This is a genomic window from Microbacterium sp. STRO-2N (assembly GCF_057747775.1).
This window is the reverse complement of record NZ_CM173223.1, coordinates 3,512,274-3,538,291: the sequence shown is the minus strand read 5'-3', so window position 1 is coordinate 3,538,291 and position 26,018 is coordinate 3,512,274. Positions and strand designations below refer to the sequence as shown.

General features: G+C 69.1%; 19 protein-coding genes. 8 read left to right on the top strand and 11 right to left on the bottom strand.

Going from position 1 to position 26,018, the window contains the following annotated elements; translation table 11 throughout:
• Positions 1-3 precede the first annotated feature (3 nt).
• From AC3ANN_RS16270 to AC3ANN_RS16245, 6 genes are all read right to left on the bottom strand, one after another.
• Positions 4-1,143: a serine hydrolase domain-containing protein gene (locus tag AC3ANN_RS16270; RefSeq protein ID WP_488338423.1), complete on the bottom strand. Its 1,140-nt coding sequence runs from the start codon at positions 1,141-1,143 to the stop codon at positions 4-6.
• Positions 1,140-3,563: a glycoside hydrolase family 3 protein gene (locus tag AC3ANN_RS16265; RefSeq protein ID WP_488338422.1), complete on the bottom strand. Its 2,424-nt coding sequence runs from the start codon at positions 3,561-3,563 to the stop codon at positions 1,140-1,142. The genes AC3ANN_RS16270 and AC3ANN_RS16265 overlap by 4 nt, the downstream gene beginning before the upstream one ends.
• Before the next feature lie 83 nt (positions 3,564-3,646).
• A complete protein-coding gene (locus AC3ANN_RS16260) occupies positions 3,647-4,522 on the bottom strand; it encodes an ATP-binding cassette domain-containing protein (protein WP_488338421.1) in 876 nt (291 codons plus the stop codon).
• Positions 4,519-6,381 carry a dipeptide/oligopeptide/nickel ABC transporter permease/ATP-binding protein gene (locus AC3ANN_RS16255; protein WP_488338420.1) on the bottom strand — a complete coding sequence of 621 codons (1,863 nt, stop codon included), beginning with the start codon at positions 6,379-6,381 and terminating at the stop codon, positions 4,519-4,521. The genes AC3ANN_RS16260 and AC3ANN_RS16255 overlap by 4 nt, the downstream gene beginning before the upstream one ends.
• Entirely contained in the window at positions 6,378-7,319 is a 942-nt protein-coding gene (locus AC3ANN_RS16250) for an ABC transporter permease (RefSeq protein ID WP_488338419.1), read from the bottom strand. The genes AC3ANN_RS16255 and AC3ANN_RS16250 overlap by 4 nt, the downstream gene beginning before the upstream one ends.
• A gap of 60 nt (positions 7,320-7,379) precedes the next feature.
• Positions 7,380-8,909 carry an ABC transporter substrate-binding protein gene (locus AC3ANN_RS16245; protein WP_488338418.1) on the bottom strand — a complete coding sequence of 510 codons (1,530 nt, stop codon included), beginning with the start codon at positions 8,907-8,909 and terminating at the stop codon, positions 7,380-7,382.
• A gap of 196 nt (positions 8,910-9,105) precedes the next feature.
• On the opposite strand from AC3ANN_RS16245, the gene AC3ANN_RS16240 reads away from it, so the two are divergent.
• From AC3ANN_RS16240 to AC3ANN_RS16225, 4 genes are all read left to right on the top strand, one after another.
• Positions 9,106-9,828, top strand: coding sequence for a TetR/AcrR family transcriptional regulator (locus tag AC3ANN_RS16240; protein WP_488338417.1), 723 nt, complete (start codon positions 9,106-9,108; stop codon positions 9,826-9,828).
• Positions 9,825-12,284 carry a glycoside hydrolase family 2 TIM barrel-domain containing protein gene (locus AC3ANN_RS16235; RefSeq protein ID WP_488338416.1) on the top strand — a complete coding sequence of 820 codons (2,460 nt, stop codon included), beginning with the start codon at positions 9,825-9,827 and terminating at the stop codon, positions 12,282-12,284. The genes AC3ANN_RS16240 and AC3ANN_RS16235 overlap by 4 nt, the downstream gene beginning before the upstream one ends.
• A 130-nt stretch (positions 12,285-12,414) precedes the next feature.
• A complete protein-coding gene (locus AC3ANN_RS16230) occupies positions 12,415-13,818 on the top strand; it encodes a D-alanyl-D-alanine carboxypeptidase family protein (RefSeq protein ID WP_488338415.1) in 1,404 nt (467 codons plus the stop codon).
• Positions 13,819-13,827: 9 nt separating this feature from the next.
• Positions 13,828-14,292 carry a pyridoxamine 5'-phosphate oxidase family protein gene (locus AC3ANN_RS16225; RefSeq protein WP_488338414.1) on the top strand — a complete coding sequence of 155 codons (465 nt, stop codon included), beginning with the start codon at positions 13,828-13,830 and terminating at the stop codon, positions 14,290-14,292.
• 31 nt (positions 14,293-14,323) lie between these two features.
• Here the strand turns inward: AC3ANN_RS16225 and AC3ANN_RS16220 are convergent, their stop codons facing one another.
• Complete coding sequence (locus AC3ANN_RS16220) at positions 14,324-15,664, bottom strand: MFS transporter (RefSeq protein WP_488340854.1); 1,341 nt, start codon at positions 15,662-15,664, stop codon at positions 14,324-14,326.
• 5 nt (positions 15,665-15,669) lie between these two features.
• Entirely contained in the window at positions 15,670-16,134 is a 465-nt protein-coding gene (locus AC3ANN_RS16215) for a MarR family winged helix-turn-helix transcriptional regulator (protein ID WP_488338413.1), read from the bottom strand.
• A 100-nt stretch (positions 16,135-16,234) separates the two neighbouring features.
• Between AC3ANN_RS16215 and AC3ANN_RS16210 the strand changes: the two genes are divergently transcribed.
• The gene (locus tag AC3ANN_RS16210) at positions 16,235-17,086 is read left to right on the top strand and encodes an alpha/beta hydrolase (RefSeq protein ID WP_488338412.1); all 852 of its coding nucleotides are present in this window, start codon (positions 16,235-16,237) and stop codon (positions 17,084-17,086) included.
• Between the two features lie 152 nt (positions 17,087-17,238).
• Here the strand turns inward: AC3ANN_RS16210 and AC3ANN_RS16205 are convergent, their stop codons facing one another.
• The 3 genes from AC3ANN_RS16205 to AC3ANN_RS16195 form a co-directional block, all read right to left on the bottom strand.
• A complete protein-coding gene (locus tag AC3ANN_RS16205) occupies positions 17,239-20,160 on the bottom strand; it encodes a DUF5585 domain-containing protein (RefSeq protein WP_488338411.1) in 2,922 nt (973 codons plus the stop codon).
• 217 nt (positions 20,161-20,377) lie between these two features.
• Positions 20,378-21,799, bottom strand: a complete 1,422-nt coding sequence (locus AC3ANN_RS16200; RefSeq protein WP_488338410.1) for an aldehyde dehydrogenase (NADP(+)) — start codon at positions 21,797-21,799, stop codon at positions 20,378-20,380.
• Positions 21,796-22,698, bottom strand: a complete 903-nt coding sequence (locus tag AC3ANN_RS16195) for a 5-dehydro-4-deoxyglucarate dehydratase (RefSeq protein WP_488340853.1) — start codon at positions 22,696-22,698, stop codon at positions 21,796-21,798. Before AC3ANN_RS16195 ends, AC3ANN_RS16200 begins: the two co-directional genes overlap by 4 nt.
• 277 nt (positions 22,699-22,975) lie before the next feature.
• On the opposite strand from AC3ANN_RS16195, the gene AC3ANN_RS16190 reads away from it, so the two are divergent.
• From AC3ANN_RS16190 to AC3ANN_RS16180, 3 genes are all read left to right on the top strand, one after another.
• The gene (locus AC3ANN_RS16190) at positions 22,976-23,809 is read left to right on the top strand and encodes a carbohydrate ABC transporter permease (protein ID WP_488338409.1); all 834 of its coding nucleotides are present in this window, start codon (positions 22,976-22,978) and stop codon (positions 23,807-23,809) included.
• The gene (locus tag AC3ANN_RS16185) at positions 23,809-24,633 is read left to right on the top strand and encodes a carbohydrate ABC transporter permease (protein ID WP_488338408.1); all 825 of its coding nucleotides are present in this window, start codon (positions 23,809-23,811) and stop codon (positions 24,631-24,633) included. Before AC3ANN_RS16190 ends, AC3ANN_RS16185 begins: the two co-directional genes overlap by 1 nt.
• Positions 24,634-24,820: 187 nt before the next feature.
• Positions 24,821-25,984, top strand: a complete 1,164-nt coding sequence (locus AC3ANN_RS16180) for an ABC transporter substrate-binding protein (protein WP_488338407.1) — start codon at positions 24,821-24,823, stop codon at positions 25,982-25,984.
• The last annotated feature ends 34 nt before the right edge of the window (positions 25,985-26,018 follow it).

Below are 26,018 nucleotides of genomic sequence, written 5' to 3'. Positions count from 1 at the left end.
AGGTCAGGAGGTCAGCAGGATGCCGAGTTCCCGCGCGAGGGCGACGGCGCACGGATCGGCGCCACCCGGCCAGGGACCGCGTGCGATGGTCCATGCGAACGCGAGCCCGGTATCGGGGTCGACGCACGCGAGTGCGCCGGCGGCGCCGTCGTGCCCGAACGCCCGCGGGCCGCCGAAGGCGAGCTGCTGCGACGGCTTCTGGAAGACGATGGCGTGCGCCCGGTCGTGCTGGTGCAGCACTTCGTCGTAGCCGCGGATCTGCTGCTGCCCGATCTGCTCGACGGTATCGGCGCTGAGGAAGGGCGCGCGGCCGTCGACACCGGTGACCGCCGCAGCCATGAGCCGGGCGAGCCCGCGGGCCGTGCCCGTGCCGGATCCGCCCGGGTGCCCGAACGCCCAGCTGCGGCGTGAGTTGCCGAGGTCGACGTCACCCGACATCGAGCCGAACACCACCGGGCCGAGCGCCGAGAAAGCGGGCGTCGATGTGTCGGACACCGGCTTGACCATCGGCAGCACGTCGACGCGGCGGCTCTCGTGCTCAGCGGGCAGGCCCAGGAAGAAGTCGATGCCGTGCGGGGAGCGGATCTCCTGCTCGTAGAACTCGTGCAGCGTGCGCCCTGTCACCCGGAAGACGAGCTCGTCGCCCAGATTGCCGATCGTGGTGGCGTGGTATCCGAAGGCGCTCCCCGGATGCCAGAATGGCGTGGTTGCGGCGAGCCGTTCTGCCGCGGCGTGGTGGTCGAGCAGCTCGTTCCACGTGAGCGGCGGTGTCGCCTGCGGGAGACCAGCCTGGTGCGACAGCAGCTGGCGCACGGTGGTATGGCCCTTGCCCTTCGCGGCGAACTCTGGCCAATAGTGCGCCACCTGCTCGTCGAGGTCGAGCTCACCGCGCTCAACGAGGAGGCCGATCGCCAGGCCGATCGTGTTCTTCGTCACCGAGTACGGGACGATGACAGAGTCCTCGGCCATGTGCGGACCGCCCCACGCGTCGAGCACGGGCTCACCGCGGTGGAACGCGGCGACCTGGAACGACAGGTCGGGGTCGGCGGCGAGCAACCCGTCGAGTCGCTCGACCACGTCCACGAGCCGGTCGTCGGCCAGACCGCGCAGCGCCGTGGTCGCGGGCAGCGAGGCGAGCGTCATGCGATCCTCCACTCCAGGACGAGCGGCAGATCGGCGGCCGACGCGCCGATGCGCAACGTGTAGGCGCCCGGCTCCACGACCCACTCGCCCGCCCAGTGGGCGAGCCTGCGGCGAGGGACGGGGATCGCCGCTGTCACTGTCTCGCCCGGCGCGGCCCGCACGGTCGCGAAGCCGATGAGCCAGCGCTCGGGGCGATCGACGGCCGAGGCGGCGCGCTCGGCATAGACCTGCACGACGTGCTTGCCCGCGCGCACACCGGTGTTCACGACGGTCACCTCGACGGTGTCGCCGATGCGGTGCGCCGCCTGCCACGACCATGTCGTGTACCCCAGTCCGTGGCCGAAGGGGAACGCCGGCGCGGCATCTGCCCGCAGCCATGCGCGATAGCCGATGTGGATGCCCTCGCGGTACTCGAGGCGCCCGTCCGTGGGGACGACCGCCGTCACCGGCACGTCGGAGAGCGCGGCGGGCCACGTCGTGGGAAGGCGGCCGCCGGGCTCGGCCGCGCCGGTCAAGACGTCGGCGAGGGCGTGCCCGAACTCCTGCCCACCGAAGTAGCCCTGCACAACGGCGGCGACGTCGTCGGCCCACGGCAGCACGACGGGCGAACCGGCGTTGACCACGACGACGGTGGGCGTGCCGGTGGCGGCGACCGCACGCACGAGGTCGTCCTGGCGACCGGGCAGGTCGAGGCTGGTGCGGTCGTAGCCCTCCGACTCGACTTTCGAGTTCGTACCCACGACGACGATCGCGAGGTCGGATGCCGCGGCCTCCGCGGCGGCGCGAGCGATGAGCTCGTCGGCATCGGTGCGCTCAGGGCCGATGCCGAGCGTTGCGCTCATCGCGCCCGAGATCGGGCCGCCCGCGGCGCGCAGGAACTCGACACGGATCGACGTCTCGCGACCCGCCTCCACGGCGACGGTCGCGGTCAGCGATGGCGGGTTGAGGAATGCGGCGCCGAGGTCGGTGCCCTCGATCACCGGGGAATCATCGAGCACGAGCCGTCCGTCGACGAAGAGCCTGCCGCGGTTCGCGCCGGCGAAGCCGAGCTCGATGTCGCCGGTCGCCTCAGGTGTGTAGAGCGTTTCGAACACGATCGTCGCGCTCGCCGCGATCGGGGCGTCGCCCCCGAACCACACCAGGGCGGTGGAGCGGCGGTTCTCGGCGAACAGCTCGGCGCCGTCGGCATCGAAGAACGTCACCCGCAGGCCTGCCTCGCCGGTGGCCGGGTTGCGCAGCCGTGCGAGCGGGATCTCGGCGACCCCTTCCTGCACCACCGCGCCGAGCTCGTAGCGCACCTCGGCGCCAAGCGCCGCGGCGCGGATCGCGTCCAGTGGCGAGACCACGGTCTCGGGGATCACCGTGGCGCTGCCGCCGCCCTGTGTCCGCGCATCGCGCGCGTTCTGGCCGATGACCGCAATGCGCCCGAGGGCCGAGGCATCCCACGGCAGCACGCCCTCATTGCGCAGCAGCACCGTGCCCTCGATCGCGGCCTGGCGCGCGAAAGCGGGCCCGTCCACCGCGGCCGGAACGCTCGGCGCGGCATCGCCCAACGCCCCGACCCGCTCGGCGAGCAGCAGCAGGCGCAGCACCTTCCGGTCGAGGTCCGGCTCCGAGATCCGCCCGTCGCGGACGGCGTCGACGAGGTCGGCCCACGCGGGAGCAGGACCGGGCATCGCGAGGTCCTGTGCGGCGCGCACCGCGTCGAGGGAGCGGACCGCCGTCCAGTCGCTGATGACGACGCCGTCGAAGCCCCACTCGGAGTTGAGCGGACTCTCGAGCAAGTCGTTCTCGGTCATGGTGACGCCGTCGACCGCGTTGTAGGCGCTCATGATGCTCCACGCGCCCGCCTCGACGGCGCGCTCGAAGGGTGCGAGGTACAGCTCGCGCAGCGCCCGCTCCTCGACGCGCACGTCCGCGGTGAACCGATCGGTCTCGGAGTCGTTCGCGACGTAGTGCTTCGGCGTCGCGGCGACGCCGTTGTCCTGCAGGCCGCGCACGTATGCGGCCGCGAGCTCGGCGGTCAGCTCGGGGTCTTCGCTGAAGCACTCGAAATGACGCCCGCCGAGGGGTGAGCGGTGGAGGTTGATCGTCGGCCCGAGGACCACGTCGACGCCCTTGCGGCGAGCCTCGGAGGCCGCGGCAGCCCCGTACCGGTAGGCGAGCTCGACATCCCACGAGGCCGCGAGCGCCGATCCTGAGGGCAGGTTCAGCGACGGCTCGCGCTCGTCCCAGCGCGGACCGCGCACGCCCGCGGGGCCGTCCGACAGCGTCATGGCGCGCAACCCGATCTCCGGGAGAGGGATGGTGGTCCAGAAGTCGGCCCCTTGCACGAGCGCGGCCTTCCGCTCGAGGGTCAGACGGTCCAGCAGCGGCACGAGGTGCTGGACCGTGGCGGGGTGAAGAGCGGTGTCGGTCATCGGGGATGGTTCTTTCTCGAAGAGTCGGAGGATCTGTCGGGGCCCGGACCGACGAACGGGACCGGCCCCGGCATCAGGATTCGTCACGCCGCGTCCGCGGCCGCCTCGGCGTCGAGGAGAGCGCGGCGGGCGACGCGACGCTCCTCCTGGCGGTCGGGATCCGGCACAGGCGCGGCCATGAAGAGCCGCTGCGTGTACGGGTGCTCGGGCCGTGAGGTGACGCGATCGGCGTCGCCGGTCTCGACGATCTCGCCGCGGTACATCACCGCCACACGGTGGCTGATGTGACGCACGACGGCGAGGTCATGCGTCACGAAGAGGTAGGCGACGCCGGTGCGATTCTGGATCTCGATGAAGAGATCGAGCACTCGAGCCTGCGTCGACAGGTCGAGTGCCGACACCGGCTCGTCGCAGACGATCAGTCGCGGCTGCAGCGCGAGAGCGCGTGCGATCGCGACACGCTGCCGCTGGCCGCCCGAGAACTCGCGGGGAAGCCGCCCGCGGGCGTCGGCGGGAAGCCCTACCTGGTCGAGAAGGTCGCGCACTCGCGCTTTCGCCTCGCCGGCAACGACCCCGGCCGCGGTCAGCGGCTCGATGAGGATCTGCTCGACCGTCATCGACGGATTCAGCGACGAGTACGGGTCCTGGAACACGACCTGGATCTCGGAGCTGAGCGACCTGCGCTGCGGGCGCGTGAGGTGCGAGATGTCGCGACCGTCGTAGACGATCGAGCCCTCGGTCACCGGTGCCAGGCCGAGCGCCGCGCGGCCGAGCGTCGTTTTGCCCGACCCCGACTCACCCACCAGGCCCACCGTCTCGCCCGGAAGGATGTCGAGTGAGACGCCTTTGAGCGCCCGGAAGGGCTGGGCGCGGAAGCCCTTGCCGGGGTACTCGACGACGAGGTCCCTGATGTCCAGGAGCGCCGTCTGTTGGACGGCGGTGGTCAGCGGGGCGTTCATGCGCGTGCTCCCTTCGTGACGAGCGGACCGCGAGCCGGACCCTCGTCGAGGATCGCGTCGAGGAGGGCGTGCGTGTACGGGTGCTGCGCGTCCTTGAAGATCGCGCGCACAGGACCCTGCTCGACGAACAGGCCGCTCTGCATGACCGTCACCCGGTCGCAGAGGTCGGCGACGACGCCGAAATTGTGCGTCACCAGGAGCATCGCCATGTGCCGCTCGGCCTGCAGGTCGCGCAGCAGATCCAGCACCTCGGCCTGCACCGTGACGTCGAGGGCGGTCGTCGGCTCGTCGGCGATGATCAGGTCGGGGTCGGTCGACACAGCGCCCGCGATGAGCACGCGCTGCGCCATGCCGCCCGAGACCTCGAACGGGTAGGCGTCGAATGTGCGCTTCGGGTTCGGGATGCCGACGCGATCCAGCAGCTCGAGGGAACGGTCGGTCGCCGCCTTCTTCGAGAGCCCGAGGTTCTTGCGCAGCGGTTCGACCAGCTGGCTGCCGATCGTGAAAGCCGGGTCGAGGTTCGACATCGGCTCCTGTGGGATGTAGCCGATGTGCTTGCCGCGCAGGCCGGCATACGTGCGGTCGTCGCCGCCGGCGAGCTCGGTGCCCTCGTAGCGGATCGACCCGGCGGTGACATGGCCGCCGCGGGGGAGAAGCCCCAGCACGGCGAAGGCGGTCTGCGTCTTGCCCGACCCCGACTCGCCGATCAGGCCGTGCACCTCGCCCTTGCGGATATCGAGCGAGACGCCGTGCACGACCTCGATGTGCGACCCGTCGGGCTGGTCGTAGCCGATGCGCAGGTCGCGGATCTCGAGCACCTTCTCGGTCGCCTTGCTGCGCGCGTCGTCCTGGTGGACGATGACGCCCTCGCTCTCGAAGACCGGCGGCTCGTCGAGATCGACGACGTCGCCGCCGCTCAGCCCGACGGAGGTCGTCACGGCGGCCACAGAACCGGTCGCGGTCGCGACCGCACGGCGGCGCTTGCGGCGCAGCGACACGGTGCGCTCGATCTCGTCCCGCATCACGTTGCCGAGGAGGGTCAGCGCGATGCACGTGAGCGCGATGGCGAGCGACGGCCAGAGCATCAGGAGGGGCTCCTTGTAGATGTTCTTGAAGCCGTCGTTCAGCATCTGGCCCCAGGTGGGCACGGCGATGTCGCCGAGACCCAGGAACTCCAGCCCTGACTGGATCGCGATGGCGATGCCGGCGATGATTGCGGACTGGATGATGATCGGCGCCCGCACCACCGAGAGCACATGGCGCCCGATGATGCGCGTGTCGCTGAGACCCGACACGCGGGCCGCGTCGACGTAGAGCTCGGTGCGCACCGCCGTGACCGACGCGTACACCAGCCGGTAGAACGCAGGGGCGAGCAGGATGCCGAAGATGAACATCGAGATCCACACCGACGGGCCGAGCACGGCGCGCGCCGCCAGCAGCACGACGATGCCGGGCAGGGCCATGTTCAGCTCGGTGACCCACGTGGCCGCGCTGTTGAACCAGCCCTGGTAGTAGCCGGCGATGAGTCCGCTGACCACACCGAGGACGAGCGCCACGACGAGCGCGAGGAGGGCGGCGGCGACAGTCGTCTGGGTCGCGGCGAGCAGGCGCGAGAACACGTCGCGACCGCTGCCGTCGGTGCCGAGCAGGTGCGCGGCACTGGGAGCGGCGAGGACGTTGCGGATGTCGGCGTAGTTCGGGTCCTGCGGGGCGATCGCCGGGCCGACGATCGCAATGACGCCGAGCAGGGCCAGGAAGAGCATCGAGGCGAGGCCCAGCGGGCGGCGCAGGAGGCGCCGCCAGAGCGAGACGCGCACCGGTGCGACCGGTACGTCGAGGGGGACGTCGATGGCGGTCATGAGAGTCGCACCTTCGGGTTCAGCGCCGCCTGGGCGAGGTCGATGAGGAGGTTCACGATGACGACGATGATCGCGAACGCGATCACGACGCCCATGACGACGGGGATGTCACCGAGCGTGGTGGCCCGGACGGTGAGCTGGCCCATGCCGGGGATGGCGAAGACCTGTTCGACGATCACGGCCCCGCCGAGGAGCCCGATGAACTGGACCGCGAGCACCGCGAGGGCCGGACCGCCCGCGTTGCGCAGCACGTGGCGGTAGACGACCGAGTTCGTGCTGAGCCCGCGCGAGCGGAGCGTGCGCACGTAGTCGCGCGACATCGCGTCGATGACCGAGCCGCGCACCTGCTGCGAGACCGCTGCGATCGCGCCGATCGACAGTGCCACGATCGGGAGGGTCACGGAGGAGAGCCACCCGGGAACGGACGTCGTGGCGGGCACGTAGCCGGTCGCCTTGAACCAGCCCAAGTTGATCGCGAACACGAGCACGAGCCCCAACGCGATGAGGAAGCCGGGAATGGCGAAGCCGATGAGCGAGATGATCTGGACGCTGCCGTCGACCCAGCCGCCGCGGCGGGCGGCGAGGATGCCGAGGACGATCGCGACGATCGCCGAGACGAGCGTCGCGCCGATCACGATCGAGAGCGTGACCGCGAGGCGGTTGCTGACGCTCGTCGAGACCAGCTCGCCCGTGAACCAGCTGCGACCGAGGTTGCCGGTGAGAGCGGAGGTGACCCAGCTCCCGTACTGCTGCAGCAGCGGCTGGTCGAGCCCGAGCTGCTCGGTCTTCTTGGCGACCGTCTCAGCGGTCGCGTTCTCGCCCAGGATGCGGCGGGCGATGTCGCCGCCCGAGGCGTAGAGGAGGACGAACGCGAGGAACGAGATCACCGCGATGAGGATGACGCCCGACAGCAGGCGCCGGAGGATGAATGCAAGCATGTCGCTTCCCGTGGGTGGTGTCTCCCCGCCCGCGCGCGACGGCGCGGGCGGGGAGAGGATTCAGTTCTTCGGCGAGAAGCCGAAGATCGACGGGTAGGCGTTGGTCGGCCAGAACTCGAGGTTCGTGTTCGCGTCGACCGCGAAGGTGCCCTGCACCCGGAAGAACGGAGCGAACCAGGCGTTCTCGACGATCCAGGCGTTGAGGTCCTTGGTCGCCTGTTCGGCTTCCTCCTGGGTGCCCATCTGGATGGTCGTGATGTACTCGTCGACCTGCGGGTCCTGGGAATGGAACGGGTTGAACGTCGCATCGGGCGCGATCATGAAGTTGATCAGCTGCCAGTCCGGGTTCTGCTCCAGCGCCATCCACGTCGCCGGGTACTTCGGAGCGAGCATGTCGGTGATGAAGTTGCCCGTGCCGGGGTCGGTGTAGTTCACCGTGATCCCGATGTCGGCGAGCTGCTGCGCAACGAGGTCGAACGTGGTCTGGAAGGCCGGAGTCGACATCATGTTGAGCGTGAAGCCGTCGGGGTAACCCGCCTCGGCCAGCAGCTCCTTGGCGCCCTCGGGGTCGTATCCGTACGTGCTGTCGAGCGCGTCGTCATATCCCACCGAGGTCTCGGGGAAGACCTGCTCGGTCACTGTGCCGTAGCCCGCCTGCAGCGCCTGGAGCAGCGCCTCGCGGTCGAAGGCCATGTTGATCGCCTGGCGCACGCGCACGTCGGCGAGCTCGGGTGCCATGGTGCCCGCCCGGTCGAACAGGAGCAGACCGTGGAAGTCGAGCTCGTTCGACTCGATCGTCCAGCCGGATGCCTCGATCTCGGGGATCGTGTCGTTGTTCACGATCTTGGCGCCGTTGGCCTCGCCGGCCTTCATGGCATTCAGCGTGGCGGTCGGGTCCTCGATGACGTTGATCGTGAGGTTGTCGTACTTGACGGCATCCGCGTTCCAGTAGCCCGGATTCGCGGTGTAGACGTACGTCGTTCCGGTGACCGTCGACGCCGTGTCGAGCACGTACGGGCCGGAGCCGACGGGTTCGGTGGCCGAGTCGGGGTCGTCGAATGTAGACGGCGCCTGGATGAGACCGGGTGCGATCGACAGCAGGTTGATCAGCGACGGGTCGGGTGCGGGCTGGGTGATCGTGACGGTGGTGGCGTCAGGGGCGGCGAACTCCTTGCCGGCGAACGTCGCCGCCTGCGGAGAGGTGCCGTCGCGGAAGCGCTCGAGGCTCGCGACCACGGCGTCGGCGTCCAGCTTCGTGCCGTCCGTGAACTCCACGTCGTCGCGGAGCGTGAGCGTCAGCACCGTGTTGTCGTCGTTGTACTCCCAGTCCGTGGCGAGCCAGGGCTCGATCTCGCCTTCGGCGTTCTTCTGGAGCAGCGTGTCGAACACAGCCTGGAAGAACGGGCTGCGGTTGCCGTACTCGGCGCCCTGACCGATGTCGTAGCTCGTGGGGGCGACGATCGCGGTGAGGGTGAGCCGGTCTGCGCGACCGGAGTCGCCGCTCGACCCGTCGTCGCCGCCGCCGGCGCAGCCGGTGAGGGCGAGAGCGGCGATCGCGATGGTGGCTGCTGTGGCCTTCCAACGGAACATCCTTGGTCCCTTCATCTGTGGCGATGCCCCTGCGGATCGCCTACTGCGGGCTGACGCTAACACCAATGTCGAGGATGCGCTAGGTTTTTAACACAAAAAGCTAGCGATGACTCGGAATTCGTTATAGAACGGAGAAGAAGGATCCCGGCGGGCACCGATGGAGGTGCGCGAGACGACCCGGGGATACGGTGAGACGATGACCGAGACAACCTCCGCCGCATCGCGGAAGGGGACCGCTCCCACGAAGAGAGGCAAGCCGCGCGGCGAGTATGCGAAATCCGCGGCCACGCGCACGGCGATCCTGGATGCCGCCCTGGAGGTGTTCGCGGAGTCCGGCTACCGCGCCGGCTCTCTGCGAGAGGTCGCCGAACGCGTCGGCATGAGCGAGGCCGGGCTGCTCCACCACTTCCGCAGCAAGAGCGCACTGCTGCTGGCCGTGCTCGACCACCGTGACGATATGGCCCGCCGGCTCGTCGATTTCGAACTGCCAGACGGCGTCGAGGCGCTCCGGGGGCTCGTCACCCTGGCCCGCTACAACGCGTCCATCCCCGGGGTCGTCGAGCTGTACTGCACGCTTTCGGCTGAGGCGACCTCGCCGACGCACCCCGCGCATCCCTACTTCGTGAACCGATACGAGTCCGTACGGGAGAGTGTGACCGGCTCCTTCCAGCGCGTCGCCGACGCGGGGCGTCTGATGCCGGGGGTGGACCCTGGCCGTGCCGCCGTCGCGACGATCGCCCTCATGGACGGTCTGCAGGTGCAGTGGCTGCTCGATCCCGAGTCCACGGATATGGCCGAGGCGCTCGCCGAGGCGTTTCGCGCGATGATCAGCGGATTCGACCTCGTCGGACTCGAACAGGTGCTCGACGCGCGGTCGGAGGAAGCGGCATCCGTCGATGTGCCGGAGCAGGACGCGTGATCCGCGCGCCTTTCCTCGACGGATGGACGGTCGGCCCCAAGCTCGGCGCGTTCGAGGCGCCGACCCCGGAGTCCACGCCGAAGCCCGTGCGCCTGCCCCACGACGCGGTGCGCGACCTGCCCCGCTCGGCCGACAGCGACCAGGGCGTGCACACCGGCTACGTGCCGGGGGGAGTGTTCGAGTACGCCAAGACGTTCGACGTGCCGGAGGAGTGGCGCGACAAGACGGTGCGGCTCGAGTTCGAGGGCGTCTATCGTGACGCGGTCGTCTTCGTGGGCGGCGATGCGGTCGTGCACGAGCCGAACGGCTACAACGCATTCGAGGCCGTGCTCGACCCCTATCTGCGCTACGGCGAGCCGAACCGGATCACCGTCGAAGCTCGGGCGCACCGCGACAGCCGGTGGTATTCCGGAGCGGGAATCTACCGGCCGGTGCATCTCGTGGTCGCCGATCCGGTGCACATCCCGCTCGACGGCACGCGCGTGACGACGCCCGACATCGACGCCGACCGCGCCGTCGTGCGCGTCGCGACGACGGTGCGCAACGGCTCGCGGCACACTCGCACGCTGCGGCTCGACTGGGTGGTGGAGGGGCCCGACGGCTCCGAGGTCGCCGCGGGAACGTCGCCGGTGACGGTGCTGCCCGGCTCGGATGCCGTCGCGCGCGTGCGCCTGGCGGTCGACGACCCGGCGCTGTGGAGTGAGGGGTCGCCCGCGCTGTACCGCGTCCGGACGACCCTGGCAGACGAGGACGGGGACGAGATCGACACGGATGCCGCTACATTCGGCATCCGTCGGATTCAACTCGACGCGCGACGCGGGCTGCGGATCAACGGTGAGACGGTGAAGCTCCGGGGTGCGTGCGTGCACCACGACAGCGGACCGCTCGGAGCCGCGACCTTCGCAGCCGCCGAGGACCGGCGCGTCCGCGTGCTCAAGGCCGCCGGCTTCAACGCGCTGCGCAGCGCGCACAACCCCATGAGCCGCGCGATGCTCGACGCGTGCGACCGGCACGGCGTGCTGGTCATGGATGAACTGACCGACACATGGACCCGTTCGAAGGTCGCTTTCGATGCGGCCCCGAGCTTCGCCGAACGGTGGCGGCATGACATCGATGCGATGGTTGCCAAGGACGTCAACCATCCGAGCGTCGTCATGTACTCGATCGGCAACGAGATCCTCGAACTCGCGACGCCGGCGGGCTCTGCCTGGAGCCGGCGCCTCGCCGAGGCCGTCCGTGAGCGCGACGACACCCGATTCGTCACGAACGGCATCAACGGCATCATCGCGAACCTGGACCGGATGAGGGAGGTCGAGTCCGGTGCCGACGAGAGCCCGGATGCCGCTGCCTCCGATCCCAACACGATGATGGCGGCGATGGGCGACATGATGGCTCGCGCGAACGCGTCGGAACTCGTGACGACGTCGACGGAGGAATCCGCGTCCGTGCTCGACATCGTCGGACTCAACTACGCAGAGTCCCGATATCTGCTCGATCGCGAGCTGTTCCCCAACCGCGTGATCGTCGGGTCCGAGACGTTCCCGTCGCGCATCGAGAAGATGTGGGCGCTCGTCGCGCGTTGCGGCCACGTCATCGGCGACTTCACCTGGACCGGCTGGGACTACATCGGGGAGGCGGGGATCGGTCGCGTCGACTACATCGACGAGGAGGGATACCAGCCCACCGGCACGGTCGGACCGTACCCTCATCTGCTCGCCGGATGCGGAGACATCGACATCACCGGTCACCGCCGGCCGGTTTCCTACTACCGCGAGATCGTCTTCGGGCTCAGGACCGAGCCGTACGTCGCGGTCCAACCGCCGCAGCACCACGGCCGGCCGACGGCGACGACACCGTGGTCGTGGGACGACTCGGTGTCGTCGTGGACGTGGGATGCCGAGCCCGGCGCCCCCGTCACGGTCGACGTCTATGCGCCTGCTGAGGAGGTGGAGCTGAGACTCGACGACCGCGTGATCGGGGTCGCCGCTGTCGGCGCAGAGAAAGCCTTCCGTGCGCGCTTCGAGACGCGGTACCACCCGGGAGAGCTCGTCGCCATCGCCCGCACCGGCGGTCGCGAGGTGGGTCGCACATCGCTGAGGACCGCGGGGGAGATCGCACTGGCGGCGACCGCCGAGGAGCGCGAGATCGGGGAGGACGGGCTCGGCTTCGTGGGGATCGCCCTTGCCGACGACGCCGGAACCGTGGCCGGTGACCTCGATCGGCTGGTCACCGTGACGGTCGAGGGGGCCGCAGAGCTCGTCGGCCTGGGAACCGGTCGCATCCGCACCGAGGAGTCGTTCGCAGGCCCCGTCGTGACGACCTTCGGCGGCCGGGCGCTCGCGATCGTGCGGCCGACCGGCCGGGGCACCGCGACGGTGACGGTGACATCCGACGGACTCGCCCCAGCGGTCGCGACGCTCTCGATCACAGGAACCGGGACGCGCCAGGGGCTCTGAACGACCTCCTCCGCGTCACGCGGGTGAGCCGTCGGGGTCGAGAGTCGCTCCCGCGGCCGAGCGGGTGCCGGTCGTCTCGGACGTCCCAGCTGTGCCTTCACCAGCGTCTGGGAGTCGCTTGCGGTGTTGCATGATGGACCAGGACTACCGACAGGGCACCTCGATGACGACGCACCACTCGCCGGACGATCTTGCCGACTTCGCCGAGCTGATCAGCCACGAGCAGGAGTTCGACGATCGTCGCGGGCGGGTCGATCCGGAGGCCCGGCGCGCGCGCAGGCGACGCGCCGGCGTCATCGTGTCGATCGTGCTCGTGGTGGTCCTGGCGACGATGGGCGGCTACACGGGCTGGGCGCTCACCGCCCCCCTCGGCTCACCCCAGGGGGCATGGAGCGCTCCGCCGGCGCCGGCGTCCGCAGCGGCGGCGATCGCCCTCCCGACGGAGGGTGCATCGGCGATCAGCATCTCGGGCGCGGACGCGTACCTCGGCCCGGAGGCGAGTGGGATCTGGACGTCGAGCGGGACGAACGAGCCCCGCGCGATCGCGAGCATCAGCAAGCTGATCACGGCGCTGGTCATGCTCGAGGCGAAGCCGCTGGCGGGCGTGGACGACCTCGGCCCGACGATCACCTTCAGCGAGGCCGACCACGATCTCTACGACGAGTACTACGTCCTCGGGGCCACGATCGCCGAGATGCCGGCCGGCAGCTCGATGTCGCTGCGCGACGCGCTCGCCACGATGCTCATCCCGTCGGCGAGCAACTACGCGGAGGCGATCTCGACCTGGGCGTACGGCTCACAGGGCGCGTTCCTCCGTGCGACGCGCGAGTGGCTCGCGGCCCGCGGACTCACCGAAACGACGATCGTCGAACCCACCGGCATCGACCCGCGCAACACCAGCACCCCGAGCGACCTGATCGCGATCGGAAAGCTCGCCGCCGCCCACCCGGTGATCGCGAAGATCACCGGTACCGTGTCGTTCTCGCACCCCGAGATCGGCGTGGTGTCGAACACCAACGACCTCCTGGGCACCGAGGGGATCACCGGGCTCAAGACCGGCAACCTCGGCGAGGGCAGCTACAACCTGCTCTACACGGCGACCCTCGACGTCGGGGCGTCTGAGCGACTCAGCGTGACCGGCGTCATGCTCGGCGGCGCCACACGACAGTCGCTCGGCAGCGATGTCGTCGACCTGCTGGCCAGCATCCGCGACGGCTTCCAGACCGTCCCGCTCGTGGCCCGCGGCGACACGGTCGGCTCGTTCTCGACCCCGTGGGGCGAGCATGTCGAGGTCGCCGTGGCCGAGTCGGCCTCAATGTTCACGTGGTCCGACACCCCGATCACGATGACCGTGGACTCGAAGGACCCGGCCGATTACGCCGACGGAGAGGTCATCGGCACCATCACGTGGACCGCGGGCCCCCACACAGCCACCGCCGACGTCCACATCGTCGGCGACATCGCGCCGCCCACCGCGTGGTGGCGGCTCACGCATCCCGCAGAACTGCTCGCCGCCTCGGAGGCACGCTCCTAGGGTGGTCGCATGGGGCCCGAAGACGCCGCCACCGCTCCCGAGCGCCTCGGCCGCGCGCTCGCTGCGGAGAACTCGTACCTGACGCTCGCGACCGCCGCGGCCGACGGTACGCCGTGGGCCACTCCTGTGTGGTTCGCGCCCCGCGGCCTCGACCTGTTCGTGTGGGCCTCGAAGCCCGGCGCGCGGCATTCTCGGAACATCGCCGAGAATCCGCACGTGTCACTCGTGATCTTCGACTCGAGCCGCGCGCCGGGTGAGGGGAGTGCGCTGTACGTCGCGGCCCGAGCCGAGGTCGTTCCCGACACCGGATTCGACGAAGCGCTCGCCCTCTACAACGCGCGATCGATCGAGCGAAGCCTCGGCGAGTGGGACCCCTCGAAGCTCCAGGGTCCTGCTCGCCACCGCCTCTACCGAGCCGTCGCGCTCGAGTCGTTCGTGCTCGACGACCACGACGAGCGGATCCGGGTCGCGTAGCGCCCGGCCGGTTGGCGCTGCCGTTTCCTGCTCAGGCGCTGCGGCGCTCGCGCGGGTCGTCCTCGACGGGCAGGCGGATCGGGGTGGTGCCGGCCACGGCGTCGCTGAACTCCTCGGGCGGGACCACGGTGAGCGGGCGTGTCTCGTCGATCGTGAGCCGGAAGCGCTTCTGCTCGTGGCGGTGCAGGCGCCCCGACACGATGAGCCACGTCGCACCGACTGCGAACGCGACGAGCGCTGCGACGGCTCCGAGGAGGATCGCCGCGCGCGGGCCGAACTGGTCGGCGACCCAGCCCACGATCGGCGCGCCGATCGGCGTCCCGCCCATGAGGATCGCCATGTAGAGCGCGAGCACCCGCCCGCGCAGCGCCGGGTCGGTCGTGGTCTGCACGTACCCGTTGGCTGTCGTCAGCATCGTCACGACGGCGAACCCGGTGAACATGAGCGTCACGGCATATGCCCAGTAGGACGGCATCACGGCCGACACTGCGGCGGCCGCGGCGAAGAGCAGGGTGCCCCCGATGACGACGCGGATGCGGGCGCGATCGCGTCGCGCCGCGAGCAGCGCGCCGGCCAGCGAGCCGATCGCGAGGATCGAGCTGAGCAGGCCGTAGCCGTCGGCCTCCTGCCCGAACTCCAGCGCCATGGTCGACGCGAAGATCGGGAAGTTCATTCCGAACGCGCCGACGAGGAACACCATCGCGAACGTCACCATGAGGTCGGGTCGCCGTGCGACGTAGCGGAACCCGTCGGCCAGGCGCGAGGCGCCCGGCGCCTTCACGCGCGGCACGAGCTGGTCGGTGCGGATCAGCATCAGCGCCACGATCATCGCGAGGAACGTCACGCCGTTGACGAGGAACACCCATCCCGTGCCGACCGCGACGATGACCACACCCGCGATCGCCGGGCCGATCATGCGCGCGCCGTTGAACGAGGCGGCGTTGAGTGCGACGGCGTTCGAGGCGATCTCGCGCGAGACCAGATCTGACACGAACGCCTGCCGTGCCGGGTTGTCGAACGCGGCGACGACGCCGAGCGCGAGGGCGAACGCATACATGATCGGCAGCGTCATGACCCCGAGGAGGAGCAGGATGCCGATCGCGATGCCGAGCAGAAGCAGCAGCGTCTGCGTCACCACGAGCAGCCGCCGCCGTTCGAAGCGGTCGGCGACCCACCCCGTCACGCCGACGAGCAGCAGCGGCGGCGCGAACTGCAGCGCCATCGTGATGCCCATCGCGGCGGCGTCGTTGTCGGTGAGCTCGGTGAGCACCACCCAGCTGAGGGCGGTCGCCTGCATCCACGCGCCGGTGTTCGAGACGAGCGCGCCGATGAACCACACCCGGTAGTTGAAGACCGAGAAGGAACGGAACATCGCGCTCAACGTGCTGCCATCCTCGCCATGATGTCGGCGGCGTCGGCGATGGTCGCGCGCTCCTGCGGGGTGAGTTCTTCCAGCGCGGCCTCGACCCACGCGTCGCGACGGCGGGCCGTCTCGGCGACGACTGCGCGTCCGGACTCGGTCAGGGCGATCACGACCTTGCGGCCGTCGTTCTCGTCGGCCGAGCGCGTGATGTACCCGAGCTCCTGCAGGCAGTTGACCGTGCGGTTCATCGACGGGGCCGAGACGCGCTCCCGGTCGGCGAGCTCGCCGAGTGTGTGCGTGCCGTGCGTCCACAGCGCCGCGAGCACGGCGAACTGGCCGTCGCTCATCGAGTCGACCGCGCGCTGCGTGCGCATGCGCCGCGCGAGGCGGAACGTCGCGATGCGCAGGGTCGAGGCGGCCTCCGAGAGGTCGGGGGACGGGGTTCTGGAGTCTTCCGTGGGGTTCTCTGAGGTGCTCATGCGTTTACTTAGCATAGCTCATTAGCTTCGCTAAAGAAAACGGATGCCTCATCCACAGGGCGGACAGCGGTTGCGGCATCCTCCCCATAGACTGCACCGCATGCCCGAGTTCACGGATGCACACGGCGTCGCGATCGTCTACGACGTCCACCCGGCGCACACCGAGACTCGTGCGGTGGTGCAGCTGCTCCACGGAGTCGGCGAGCACGCCGGCCGTTATGCGAGCCTGATCGGGGCGCTCACCGCCGAGGGGTATGCGGTGTACGCCGACGACCATCGCGGTCACGGCCGCACCGGTGTCGGTCAGCATGGCGAGGGGTCCCCTCACCTGGGCAAGCTCGGGCCGGGCGGTCTGCCCGCGACGATCGCCGCGATCTGGCAGCTGACGCAGCTCATCCGCGCCGAGAACCCCGGACTTCCGCTCGTGCTGCTCGGCCACTCGTGGGGCTCGTTCATGGCGCAGAAGCTCGTCAACGCGCATCCCGACGCGTACGACGCCCTCATCCTCTCCGGTTCGTCGCTGCTCTGGCCCGGAGCGCTCAACTCGGGCGACCTCAACGCGCCGTGGAACGGACCAGGCGCGACCGGGGTGGAATGGCTCTCGTCCGACCCCGCGGTCGGCGAGGCGTTCCTCGCCGACCGCCTCACGACGACGACGACGCTCCCCAAGCTGTTCGGGCCGATCGACACCCTCCGGCTCATCGGGCTCCCGCGCAAGAACCTCGGTCGCGACATCCCGGCGCTCCTCATGGTCGGACGCGATGACACCGTCGGCGGACCGCGCAGCGTCCACAGGCTCGCCGACGCCTACCGCACGCGATCGGGGTTCACCGATGTGACGACGCTGGTGTACCCGGGCGCACGCCACGAGATCTTCAACGAGGTCATGCAGGACGAGGTCCGCGCCGATCTGCTCGCCTGGCTCGACCGCCGCTTCCCGGTGCGCGACTGATCATCCATCCGCTCCGGACGATCCGCCCACGCTTGGCCAGCGCTTTCTTCTCGGCGCCGACCTCACCGCGAGAGATGACGCTGCACTTCGACAGGACGTCCTGCGGGGGTGCCGCAGCGATCCCACTCCGGCACCCCCACTGTCGGGCGCGGCTAGCTGCTATGACGCACGCGGACGTTGTCGAAGTCCACGGACGCCCGCCCCGTGATCAGCTGCACGAACCCTGCTGTGAGGACCGGAGCGGAGTCGGTCACCGTCACCCGCGGGGTGGATTCGTGTCCGACGAACACACGCAGTGTCGCCCCGTCCGCCTCCACTCGCAGCCTGGTGGGACCGCTCAGCGGCGCCCCGGTGCCGCTGGCGATGACGCCCTGACCGGCGCGGAACACGTCCACAGAACCGTTCGGCCGCACATAGACCAGGTAGCCGCTGGTCGTGTACGCGTCGCCCGGGTTCGCGGTTCGCAGCTGCACGCCCGCGAACGCCGTCGAGGTTGCGGTGCTCCGGAAGGTGACATCCACCTCCACAGACCCGTCCGCGACCCGCAGCCCGTCCACGACCGACCGCCAGCCGGTGCGCGTGGTGTCGGTCTGCCGGAAGACGCCCTCGGTCGCCGACCACACGCCGTCCACACTGGTCCACGCTGCCTCCGTCGCCGCCGGCGAGGTGAAGGTGTCGGTGAACACCGTGCCGTCGGCAGCGGGCACGATTGTCAGCGGCATCGCGTCCTCCTCGACGGTTCCCGACGTCAGATCGGTGCGGACCGTGAGCGGGCATTCCCCGGGGAGCAGCGTCTCCCGCACCGTCACCGTCACCTCCCCGGCACCCTCGAGCGTGGCAGGTTCTACCAGGCAGGGTCCGGTGACAGTCGACGCGCCCACACGATTGCCCGACACGGTGATCGCCAGTTCGCTGCCTGCGGTGGCGGACTCCGACGCCGGGGTCACCGTGACTCGATCCTTGCCGATGTCGGATTGTGCGGCTGCGCGCACGACGCGGGACTTGTCCCTCCCCGTGAGCAGCTCCTGCTGGGTGAGCGGGTCGAGTACCCGGTTGACATGAGAGACGAACTCGTCATGGCTCGGCCACTGCTCCTCGGCGCGGAGCAGATCGCTGATGGTGCACCCGCTGCCGTCGTCGATGTTCGCAACGCCCGTGTCGGTAGCGCCGATGCGCACGGTCGGTGCGGTGTTCGAGGCCGGGCACCGGTCGTCGATGACGCGGAGCGAGTAATGCAGCGTGTCGGTGGCTTCGATGTCCAGGACGTGCAAGGTCCGCGCACCCCCTGCGACAGGGAACGAGGCGGGTCGGATGGTCGCCGACCCGGCGCCTTGCCAGGTGATCTCGAGGCTTCGGCCGTCGCGGTGGAGGATGACACCGTGTGCGGTTTCGGAGCTCGCGGTGCTTCCCACCGGGACCTGTGCGCCGTCATCCCACAGCAGCTCGTCGTCATCGCCCACGATGAGCGGGATCCGTTCGAAGAACGCTCCGGTCGTTGCCACCGCAACACCCAGCTCCTCGCCGAGAGTGACCTTCTTTTTCACCGTGCCATCGGACGGCGAGTAGCTCACCTCGAGCACGTCGGTCGCGCCGGCATCGGCCGGATCGGTCGGCACGCCCGAGATCGAGTAGGTGGGGACCGGCTGGTCGTGCGAGTCCATGCGGAACACCCCGCCGACCACACGCCCGGTGCCCCATGACAGCTCGGCCGCCGCAGGGCGGGTGCGCGGTGCGCCGATGGCGGGCGCGTTCTGACTCTGAATGACCACGCCCATCTGCGGGTCGTACAGATAGTTCAGACCGAACCGCTGGTTGTCCCAGAACCCGTACTGGGTGTCGACGTGCTTCCCGAATGACAGCGCGGTGACGTACTTGTCGCGCTTGGCGAACACGAACTGCTGACCTAGCAGCGAGTCCGCACGGTAGTCGGTGTATGCGTCACGGGCGTAGGGGCGCAGCGTCGCGATCGCCGCCAGCCGTTCGGACGCGCTCGGGTAGTGCTCAGCACCGAGGACCACATCGCGCACGAGCGCAGGATCCATGTACGACCATGCTGCGGAGATCTTCGGCTCGACGGTGGACTCCCACGTCCCGGCCGCGAACGCCGCCCGCTCTTCGGCGACGTCCTCAGCGGTGCGACCGTAAGCGCCGGCCTGAGGCACGATCTTCGACCACAGGTGGTTCGCTCCGATGGGGATCTGGTCGGCGTAGTTCCAGCCGCGGTGGCGGGAGTCGGTGGCGGTGTTGATGAAGAACCCGTCGAGCTCCTGGTCGTACAGCAGGTGGTACTGCGCCCAGTCCATATACGCCGTCTGCATCTCGTCGATGACCCGACGAGTGGCCGCATCGCCCCACCCGGCGAGGTCCTCGGACTCGACTTCCAGGCTGTAGCGGTGGGCGACGGTCCCGTCGCGGTAGAAGCCGGCTTCGCTCTGCGACGTGGCGCGGTGCTCGGCGAGGCGCTCCTCGAACCGTGCCCGAAGCGTCGGGTCGTCGAAGCGGTCCACCAGGTTGGAGATGCCCACCAGCCCACTCGCGACCTGGTTTGCGAACTGGTCGCCGCGCGGACCCCACACCTCGGCATCCTCGAGGAACCACCACGCGGCGCGCTCCAGCGACGCGGTGAGCGTCTCCGGCAGCCGGGGGTCGATGGTGGTGTCCTCCTCGAGCAGGTCAAGGAGTTCGGCATAGAGCTCGAGGGCAAACCCGGTCGCGGCTCGTGACTTCAGGTCGCCACTGCCTTGCGGGAAGGAGCCATCAGCGTTCTGGCGGGTGAGGAGGAACTGCACGGCAGCGTTGAATCGCAGCCCCAGGGCCTCATCGTGGAAGTACGGATTCCAGGTTCGGTCCGTCGTGTAGAAGTAGCCGAGGGTGAGCACGTTCTCCATGACGCGCGCGTCGTTCGGACCCTGCCCCGCCCGCCAGCATCCGCACGTGATGAAGCCGTAGTTGGTGGCGTTGTCGTCGTGGACGGAGTTCGCAAGCCGGGCGACGTTCCCGAGATGCGGGGCGACGTCCTGCTCGAGACCGTTGAATGACGCCAGGTCGACCGTGCCGCCTTGGATGGCTTCCACTTCCGGCAACGGGCCGGAGACAGGCCACGGAAGCACGGCGTGGGTGGATTCGTTTGCGACGGCCGCTACGGGCTGCGACGCAAGCGCGAGAGCGGCGATGACTGCGGCCGCGACGACACGACCGGCACGTGGGCGAAAGAACATGAACACCTCTTTGTGGATTCAGTTGATGGATGGCTGGATACAGGCGCAGGTCAGGTGCGCTCCTGCGGTGCGGTCACCCGTTCGCCACGTGAGCGGTGGCCGGTTCCAGCACTCCATCCACGCGTCGCGGGATGCCTAGCGGGTTCCGCTCCTGGAGGGCGGGCGGGAGGAGCGCTTCAGGGGCGTTCTGATAGGCAATGGGGCGCAGGAACCGCCGCACCGCAGCGGCTCCGACGGAGGTGAACAGCGATGTCGTCGCCGGCCAGGGTCCACCATGGTGCTGCGACCATGTCACTGCGACCCCTGTGGGCCACCCGTCGAACAGCACGCGTCCGGCCAGACTCTCCAGCCTGGACACGACTGCGCCGACGTCGTCGGCGGACTCGGCGTGGACGGTCGCAGTCAGGCTTGCTTCCAGGCTGTCCAAGGCGGCTGGCAGTGACGCGTCGTCGTATCGCACGAGCAGCGTGACCGGACCGAACACCTCGGTGCGCAGCAGCTTCGGGTTGGCGATGACCGTCGCCGCGTCGGCGGCCGCGATCAGTGGGCCGGCAGGGCCGCCGGCGACGAGCTCTACCCCGGGGGTGGCGAGCAGGTCCTCAACACCGCGGTCGAACGCGGTCCTTATGGCGGGGGTGAGCATCCGGGGTGCGGTGGGATCGACGTGCAGCGCGCGCTCGGTCCTGGACGAACGCGGCACGAAGACGACACCGGGTTTGGTGCAGAACTGGCCGGCCCCCAAGCTCATCGACGTCACCAGTCCTGCGGCCAACTCCGTCCCACGATGGTCGTCGGCTGCGGGGAAGATCACGACGGGGTTGATGCTGCCCAGTTCCCCGTAGAACGGGATGGGGTCCGGCCGGCCGACGGCCAGGTCGAACAACGCGCGACCGCCGGCGGTCGAGCCGGTGAACGCCACCGCCGTCATCGCCGGGTGCTGCACCAGCTCGAGACCGGCATCGAGCCCTTCGACGAGGCCGAACGCACCGTCCGGTGCACCGGAGCGAGCAAGCGCCTCCTGGACCGCAGCGGCGGTCCGGCGAGACAGTTCGGGGTGAGCCGGGTGGGCTTTCACGACGACGGGGCAGCCGACGGCGAGGGCGGAGGCGGTGTCACCGCCTGCTACGGAGAACGCGAACGGGAAGTTCGACGCCGCGAACACCGCGACCGGCCCCAACGGCCGGAGCATCCGGCGTAAGTCGGGCTGCGGCGGTGTCGCGTCCGGGCGGGCATGATCGATCACCGCCTCCAGGTAGGAGCCCTCCGTCACCACCTCGGCGAACAGGCGGAGCTGATTCGTGGTGCGGGTGACCTCCCCGGACAGACGAGGTTCACCCAGGTGGGTCTCCTCGTCCGCGAGCGTCACCAGCTCCGGCGCGTTCGCCTCCAGGCTGTCGGCCACCGCCCGCAACCAGCGGGCCCGGTCGTTGTCTGTTGAGGCCGCAGCCGCGGGAGCGGCGGCCGCGGCAGCTGTGACGGCGTCCTTGACGCTCATCGCACCAGGTCCTCTCCGGCGTCGAGGATTCTTTCAAGCTCGCGCAGATCGGCGGGCGTCGGGTCGAGAAGTGGCGGCCGCACCGCGCCTGCGTCCAGCCCGCGCGAGCGGAGCCCCGCCTTGATGAGCGACACCCCATACCCGGGGACACGATCCCGCAACGCGACCAGTGGCTCGTAGAACCGGGAGAGGATCTCGTCCACGCGGACCTGGTTACCATCCCGGTAGGCGCGAAAGAACGCGGTGGCCACCGCCGGTGCCATCGCGAACGCTGCGGACGAGTAGTGGGGCACGCCGATCGCCTGGTACGCGCGCTGGCTCAGTTCAGCCGTGAGCAACCCGTTGAAGAACAGCACATCACCGCGTCCGACCTGCTGTGCGGCCAGCGTGAACCTCTGCGTGACGGCGATGTCGCCCACGCCGTCTTTCACCCCGATGATGCGGGGATCGGTGAGCAGTTCCGCGATTGACTCGGGTGTGAAGGCGCCAAGCCCGCGGTGATAGACGATGACCGGAAGGTCCGTCGCGTCGGCGATGGCTCGGACATAGCCGATGAGACCTGCTTGCGGAGCCGACACCAGATACGGCGGCAGCACCAGCAGTGCATCCGCTCCAGCGGACTGCGCGGCGCGCGCGACCGTGCGGGCGTGCCCGAGCGGTCCGCCGGCGCCGGGAATGACGGGGACGGCGCCGTTTACGACGTCCACCGTCGTGCGCACCACGACGTCGTGCTCCGACGCGTCCAGGGCATGGAACTCGCCCGTTCCGCACGCGGGGAACACCGCGCCGGGGCTGTGCGCGAGCGCGTCGGACAGATGGCGCTCCAGGACGGGCACAGCAACATCGCCGCGCAAATCGAACGGTGTCACGGGGAAGAACAGCACTCCGGGCAGCTGCACAGGGAGACCTCGTTTCGACAACGCCGCCCCCGGACGGCTAAGGTGGTGGATCGATTCACAACGTGACGAATCTTCGCTTGCACGATCCCCGGGGGCTGTGTATAGAGTGTCTTGTGAATCGATCCACGTGTCAAGCGGATCGCAGACGGAAGTAGACAAAGTGGTCTGGATGACAAGTGAGGCGCCGCCCGCCGAACTGCCGAGCGCGCCCCCTCGCTCCACCGACTCGACCCCGCGCCGAGTCCGTCGCGCCGGGGTCAGCGTGCCGTGGTGGTTCGTGGTCCCCGCGCTCGCCATCTACCTCTTCATCGTGGTGGTGCCCAGTTTCCGAGGCGGCTTCTTCTCCTTCACCGACTGGAACGGGCTCGGCGACGACTGGAGCTTCGTCGGCCTCGAGAACTTCGCCGACGTGTTCACCGACCGCGCCGCGCAGGCCGCGCTGATGAATACCATCATCCTGGCGGTGGTGGCCACCGTCGTACAGAACGCCATCGGCCTTGCCCTCGCACTCGGTGTGAACACGATGGTCAAGTCGCGCTACGTGCTGCGCGTGATCTTCTTCGCCCCCGTCGTCCTCACCCCGCTGGTCGCCGGCTACGTGTGGAGCTACTTGCTCTCACCCAGCGGCGCCGTGAACGAAGCGCTGCGAGGAGTTGGGCTGGGAGCGCTGGCGCAGGACTGGCTCGGCGACCCCCGATTCGCCCTGGGCTCCATCATCGTGGCCATCGTGTGGCAGTTCTCCGGGTACTCGATGGTGATCTTCCTCGCGGGCTTGCAGGCCATCCCCGACGAGATCATGGAAGCTGCCGTCATCGACGGGGCAGGCCCCTGGCGACGCTTCCGGAGCGTGATCTTTCCGCTGCTCAACGGTGCCATCGTCATCAACGTGATGCTGTCCCTCATCGGCGGGCTCAAGCAGTTCGACCAGGTCGTGGCGATGACCGGTGGCGGACCCGGCACGGCCACGGAAACCATTTCCACCCTGATCTACAAGAACGCGTTCGCGTTCGGTGAGTATCCGTTCTCCACCGCACTTGCTGTGGTGATGACCGTGCTCATCGCCGGGCTCGCTGCCGTGCAGTACCGGCTCACGCTGCGGAAGGCCAACTGATGTACCGTCGCTACACCGCCACCACGCTGGTGCGCGAGATCGCGCTGATCGTGGCCGCCATCATCTTCGCCATCCCGCTCGTGGCGCTGGTGAACGTCTCCCTCAAGCCGATGAACAGCGGCACCGGCGCGCTGTCCTTCGCGTGGCCGCCCACGCTCGACAACTACGTCCAGGCCTGGAGCCAGGCCGCCCTCGGCAGCGCACTGGTCAACAGCACATTCATCGCCGTCATCAGCGTCGCACTCATTGTGGTGGTCTCCGCACTTGCCGCATACCCGCTGGCGCGGGTGACTCGGTCCTGGTCGCGGTGGACGTTCTACCTTTTCATCGGCGGTCTCATCGTCCCGGCGCAGCTGGCCCTCCTGCCGCTGTACACGACGCTGCGGGACCTCGGGCTCATCGGCTCACTGTGGGCGGTCATCCTCATCAACGTCGGCACCGGCATGCCCTTCTCCATCTTCCTGTACACGACGTTCCTGCGGGAACTGCCGACGGACTATGAGGAGGCAGCGCTCCTGGACGGCTGCGGGCCGACTCGCGCGTTCGTCAGCGTCGTGTTCCCGCTGGTGCGTCCCGTCACCGGAACCGTCATCATCCTCAACCTCGTCGGCATCTGGAACGAGTTCTTCGTCCCGCTGCTGTACCTCTCCGGCAGCGGCAACACCACCGCTCCGGTCGCCATCTACAGCTTCGTCAGTCAGTACGTCACTGTGTGGCCGCTGATCTTCGCGGGGCTCGTCATAACTGTCATCCCGATTCTTGTCGTCTACTTCTCGCTGCAGAAGTACGTCATCAAGGGCTTTGCGGGAGGGCTCAAGGGATAGTGTCCCGACACTTTCCCAGCGGCGCGCATCACATGCACCTGGGCATCTGCCCACTTCCAAAGGAGGAAAGATGAGTTCCACAACGGCACAGCGGCGCACTGTTGCGCTAGCTTCGGCCGCAGTCGTTGCGCTGGCGTTGGCTGGCTGCTCGACCAACCCCAGCACCGGAGCGGAGGGAGAGGGCAAAGTGCTCACATTCACCGCCGCCGGTGAGGCACCTGCGCAGGCTGTCATCGACGCGTTCGAGGAAGCCAACCCGGGAGTCACGGTGAAGGCGACGTTCGCCAACGACGACGCCGCCTACCAGCAGACGCTGCGTACACAGCTGTCCGCGGGCACGGCCCCGGATGTGTTCCGCATCTGGCCCGGTGGCGGCAACGCCACCGCGGTCCGCACGCTCGGCGACGACGACCTGCTGATGTCGCTGGAGGACGAGCCGTGGGCCGGCGAGCTGAGCGACTCGCAGCGGTCGGTGTCTGTCAACAGTGACGGCACCCTTGTGGGCATTCCGGTCACCGTCGTCGGAATCGGCGCGGTGTGGAACGACCAGGCGCTCGAGGAGGCGGGCCTGACCCCGCCGACCAGGTGGAGCGAGGTTCTGGAATTCTGCAAGGCGGCGACCGAGAAGGGCAAGGTCGCTTTCGCCTTGGGCCTGAAATCGGCGTGGACCACCCAGCTGGTCCCGTACGCGCTGACGTCGACGCTGGTCTATGGTCCTGACGCGGACTTCACCGAGCAGCAGCTGGACGGCTCCACCACGTTCGTCGACTCGGAGTGGCAGAACGCCATGGACAAGTACGCCGAGATGCGTGACGGTGGCTGCTTCAACGAGAACCCCAACGGCGTCGGCTACGACGAGCAGATGACCAGCCTGGGCGAGGGCACCGCGCTGGGTGCCATCCAGGTCACCTCGGCTGCCGCCAACGCGGAGCAGTACGCCGCGGAGGGCACGACGTTCTCGATGACGCCGGTGCCTGCCACCGACGACCCCGCCGAGACCTACCTGCCGGTGTCCGTCGGCATCGAGTACGCCATCAACGCTGACGCCAAGGAGCCGGAGCTCGCCAAGAAGTTCATCGAGTTCCTCGCCTCCAGCGAGGGCCAGGCGATCTATGCGACCGAGTCCGGCGCAGCGCCGGCGCTGCCGTCGGAGGACTTCGAGACCGGCCCGGTGCTGGCTGCCGTCGCCGAGTACCAGGCAGATGGGCGCGACCGTCCGTTCCCGGACGTGTTCTGGCCCAACCCGAAGGTGCAGAGCGAGCACCTCACCGCGATCCAGGAGCTGTTCAACGGCAGCATCAGCACCACCCAGGTGCTCGAGCGGATGGACGCGGCGTTCGCCGAGGGATAAGCCATCATCAGGGCAGGCCGGCTCACGGGCCGGC

Bases quoted from the DNA above. Each gene is read 5' to 3' on its own strand.
- AC3ANN_RS16270 (WP_488338423.1), bottom strand. From the start codon at position 1,143: ATGACGCTCGCCTCGCTGCCCGCGACCACGGCGCTGCGCGGTCTGGCC.
- AC3ANN_RS16265 (WP_488338422.1), bottom strand. From the start codon at position 3,563: ATGACCGACACCGCTCTTCACCCCGCCACGGTCCAGCACCTCGTGCCG.
- AC3ANN_RS16260 (WP_488338421.1), bottom strand. From the start codon at position 4,522: ATGAACGCCCCGCTGACCACCGCCGTCCAACAGACGGCGCTCCTGGAC.
- AC3ANN_RS16255 (WP_488338420.1), bottom strand. From the start codon at position 6,381: ATGACCGCCATCGACGTCCCCCTCGACGTACCGGTCGCACCGGTGCGC.
- AC3ANN_RS16250 (WP_488338419.1), bottom strand. From the start codon at position 7,319: ATGCTTGCATTCATCCTCCGGCGCCTGCTGTCGGGCGTCATCCTCATC.
- AC3ANN_RS16245 (WP_488338418.1), bottom strand. From the start codon at position 8,909: ATGTTCCGTTGGAAGGCCACAGCAGCCACCATCGCGATCGCCGCTCTC.
- AC3ANN_RS16240 (WP_488338417.1), top strand. From the start codon at position 9,106: ATGACCGAGACAACCTCCGCCGCATCGCGGAAGGGGACCGCTCCCACG.
- AC3ANN_RS16230 (WP_488338415.1), top strand. From the start codon at position 12,415: ATGATGGACCAGGACTACCGACAGGGCACCTCGATGACGACGCACCAC.
- AC3ANN_RS16225 (WP_488338414.1), top strand. From the start codon at position 13,828: ATGGGGCCCGAAGACGCCGCCACCGCTCCCGAGCGCCTCGGCCGCGCG.
- AC3ANN_RS16220 (WP_488340854.1), bottom strand. From the start codon at position 15,664: ATGTTCCGTTCCTTCTCGGTCTTCAACTACCGGGTGTGGTTCATCGGC.
- AC3ANN_RS16215 (WP_488338413.1), bottom strand. From the start codon at position 16,134: ATGAGCACCTCAGAGAACCCCACGGAAGACTCCAGAACCCCGTCCCCC.
- AC3ANN_RS16210 (WP_488338412.1), top strand. From the start codon at position 16,235: ATGCCCGAGTTCACGGATGCACACGGCGTCGCGATCGTCTACGACGTC.
- AC3ANN_RS16200 (WP_488338410.1), bottom strand. From the start codon at position 21,799: ATGAGCGTCAAGGACGCCGTCACAGCTGCCGCGGCCGCCGCTCCCGCG.
- AC3ANN_RS16185 (WP_488338408.1), top strand. From the start codon at position 23,809: ATGTACCGTCGCTACACCGCCACCACGCTGGTGCGCGAGATCGCGCTG.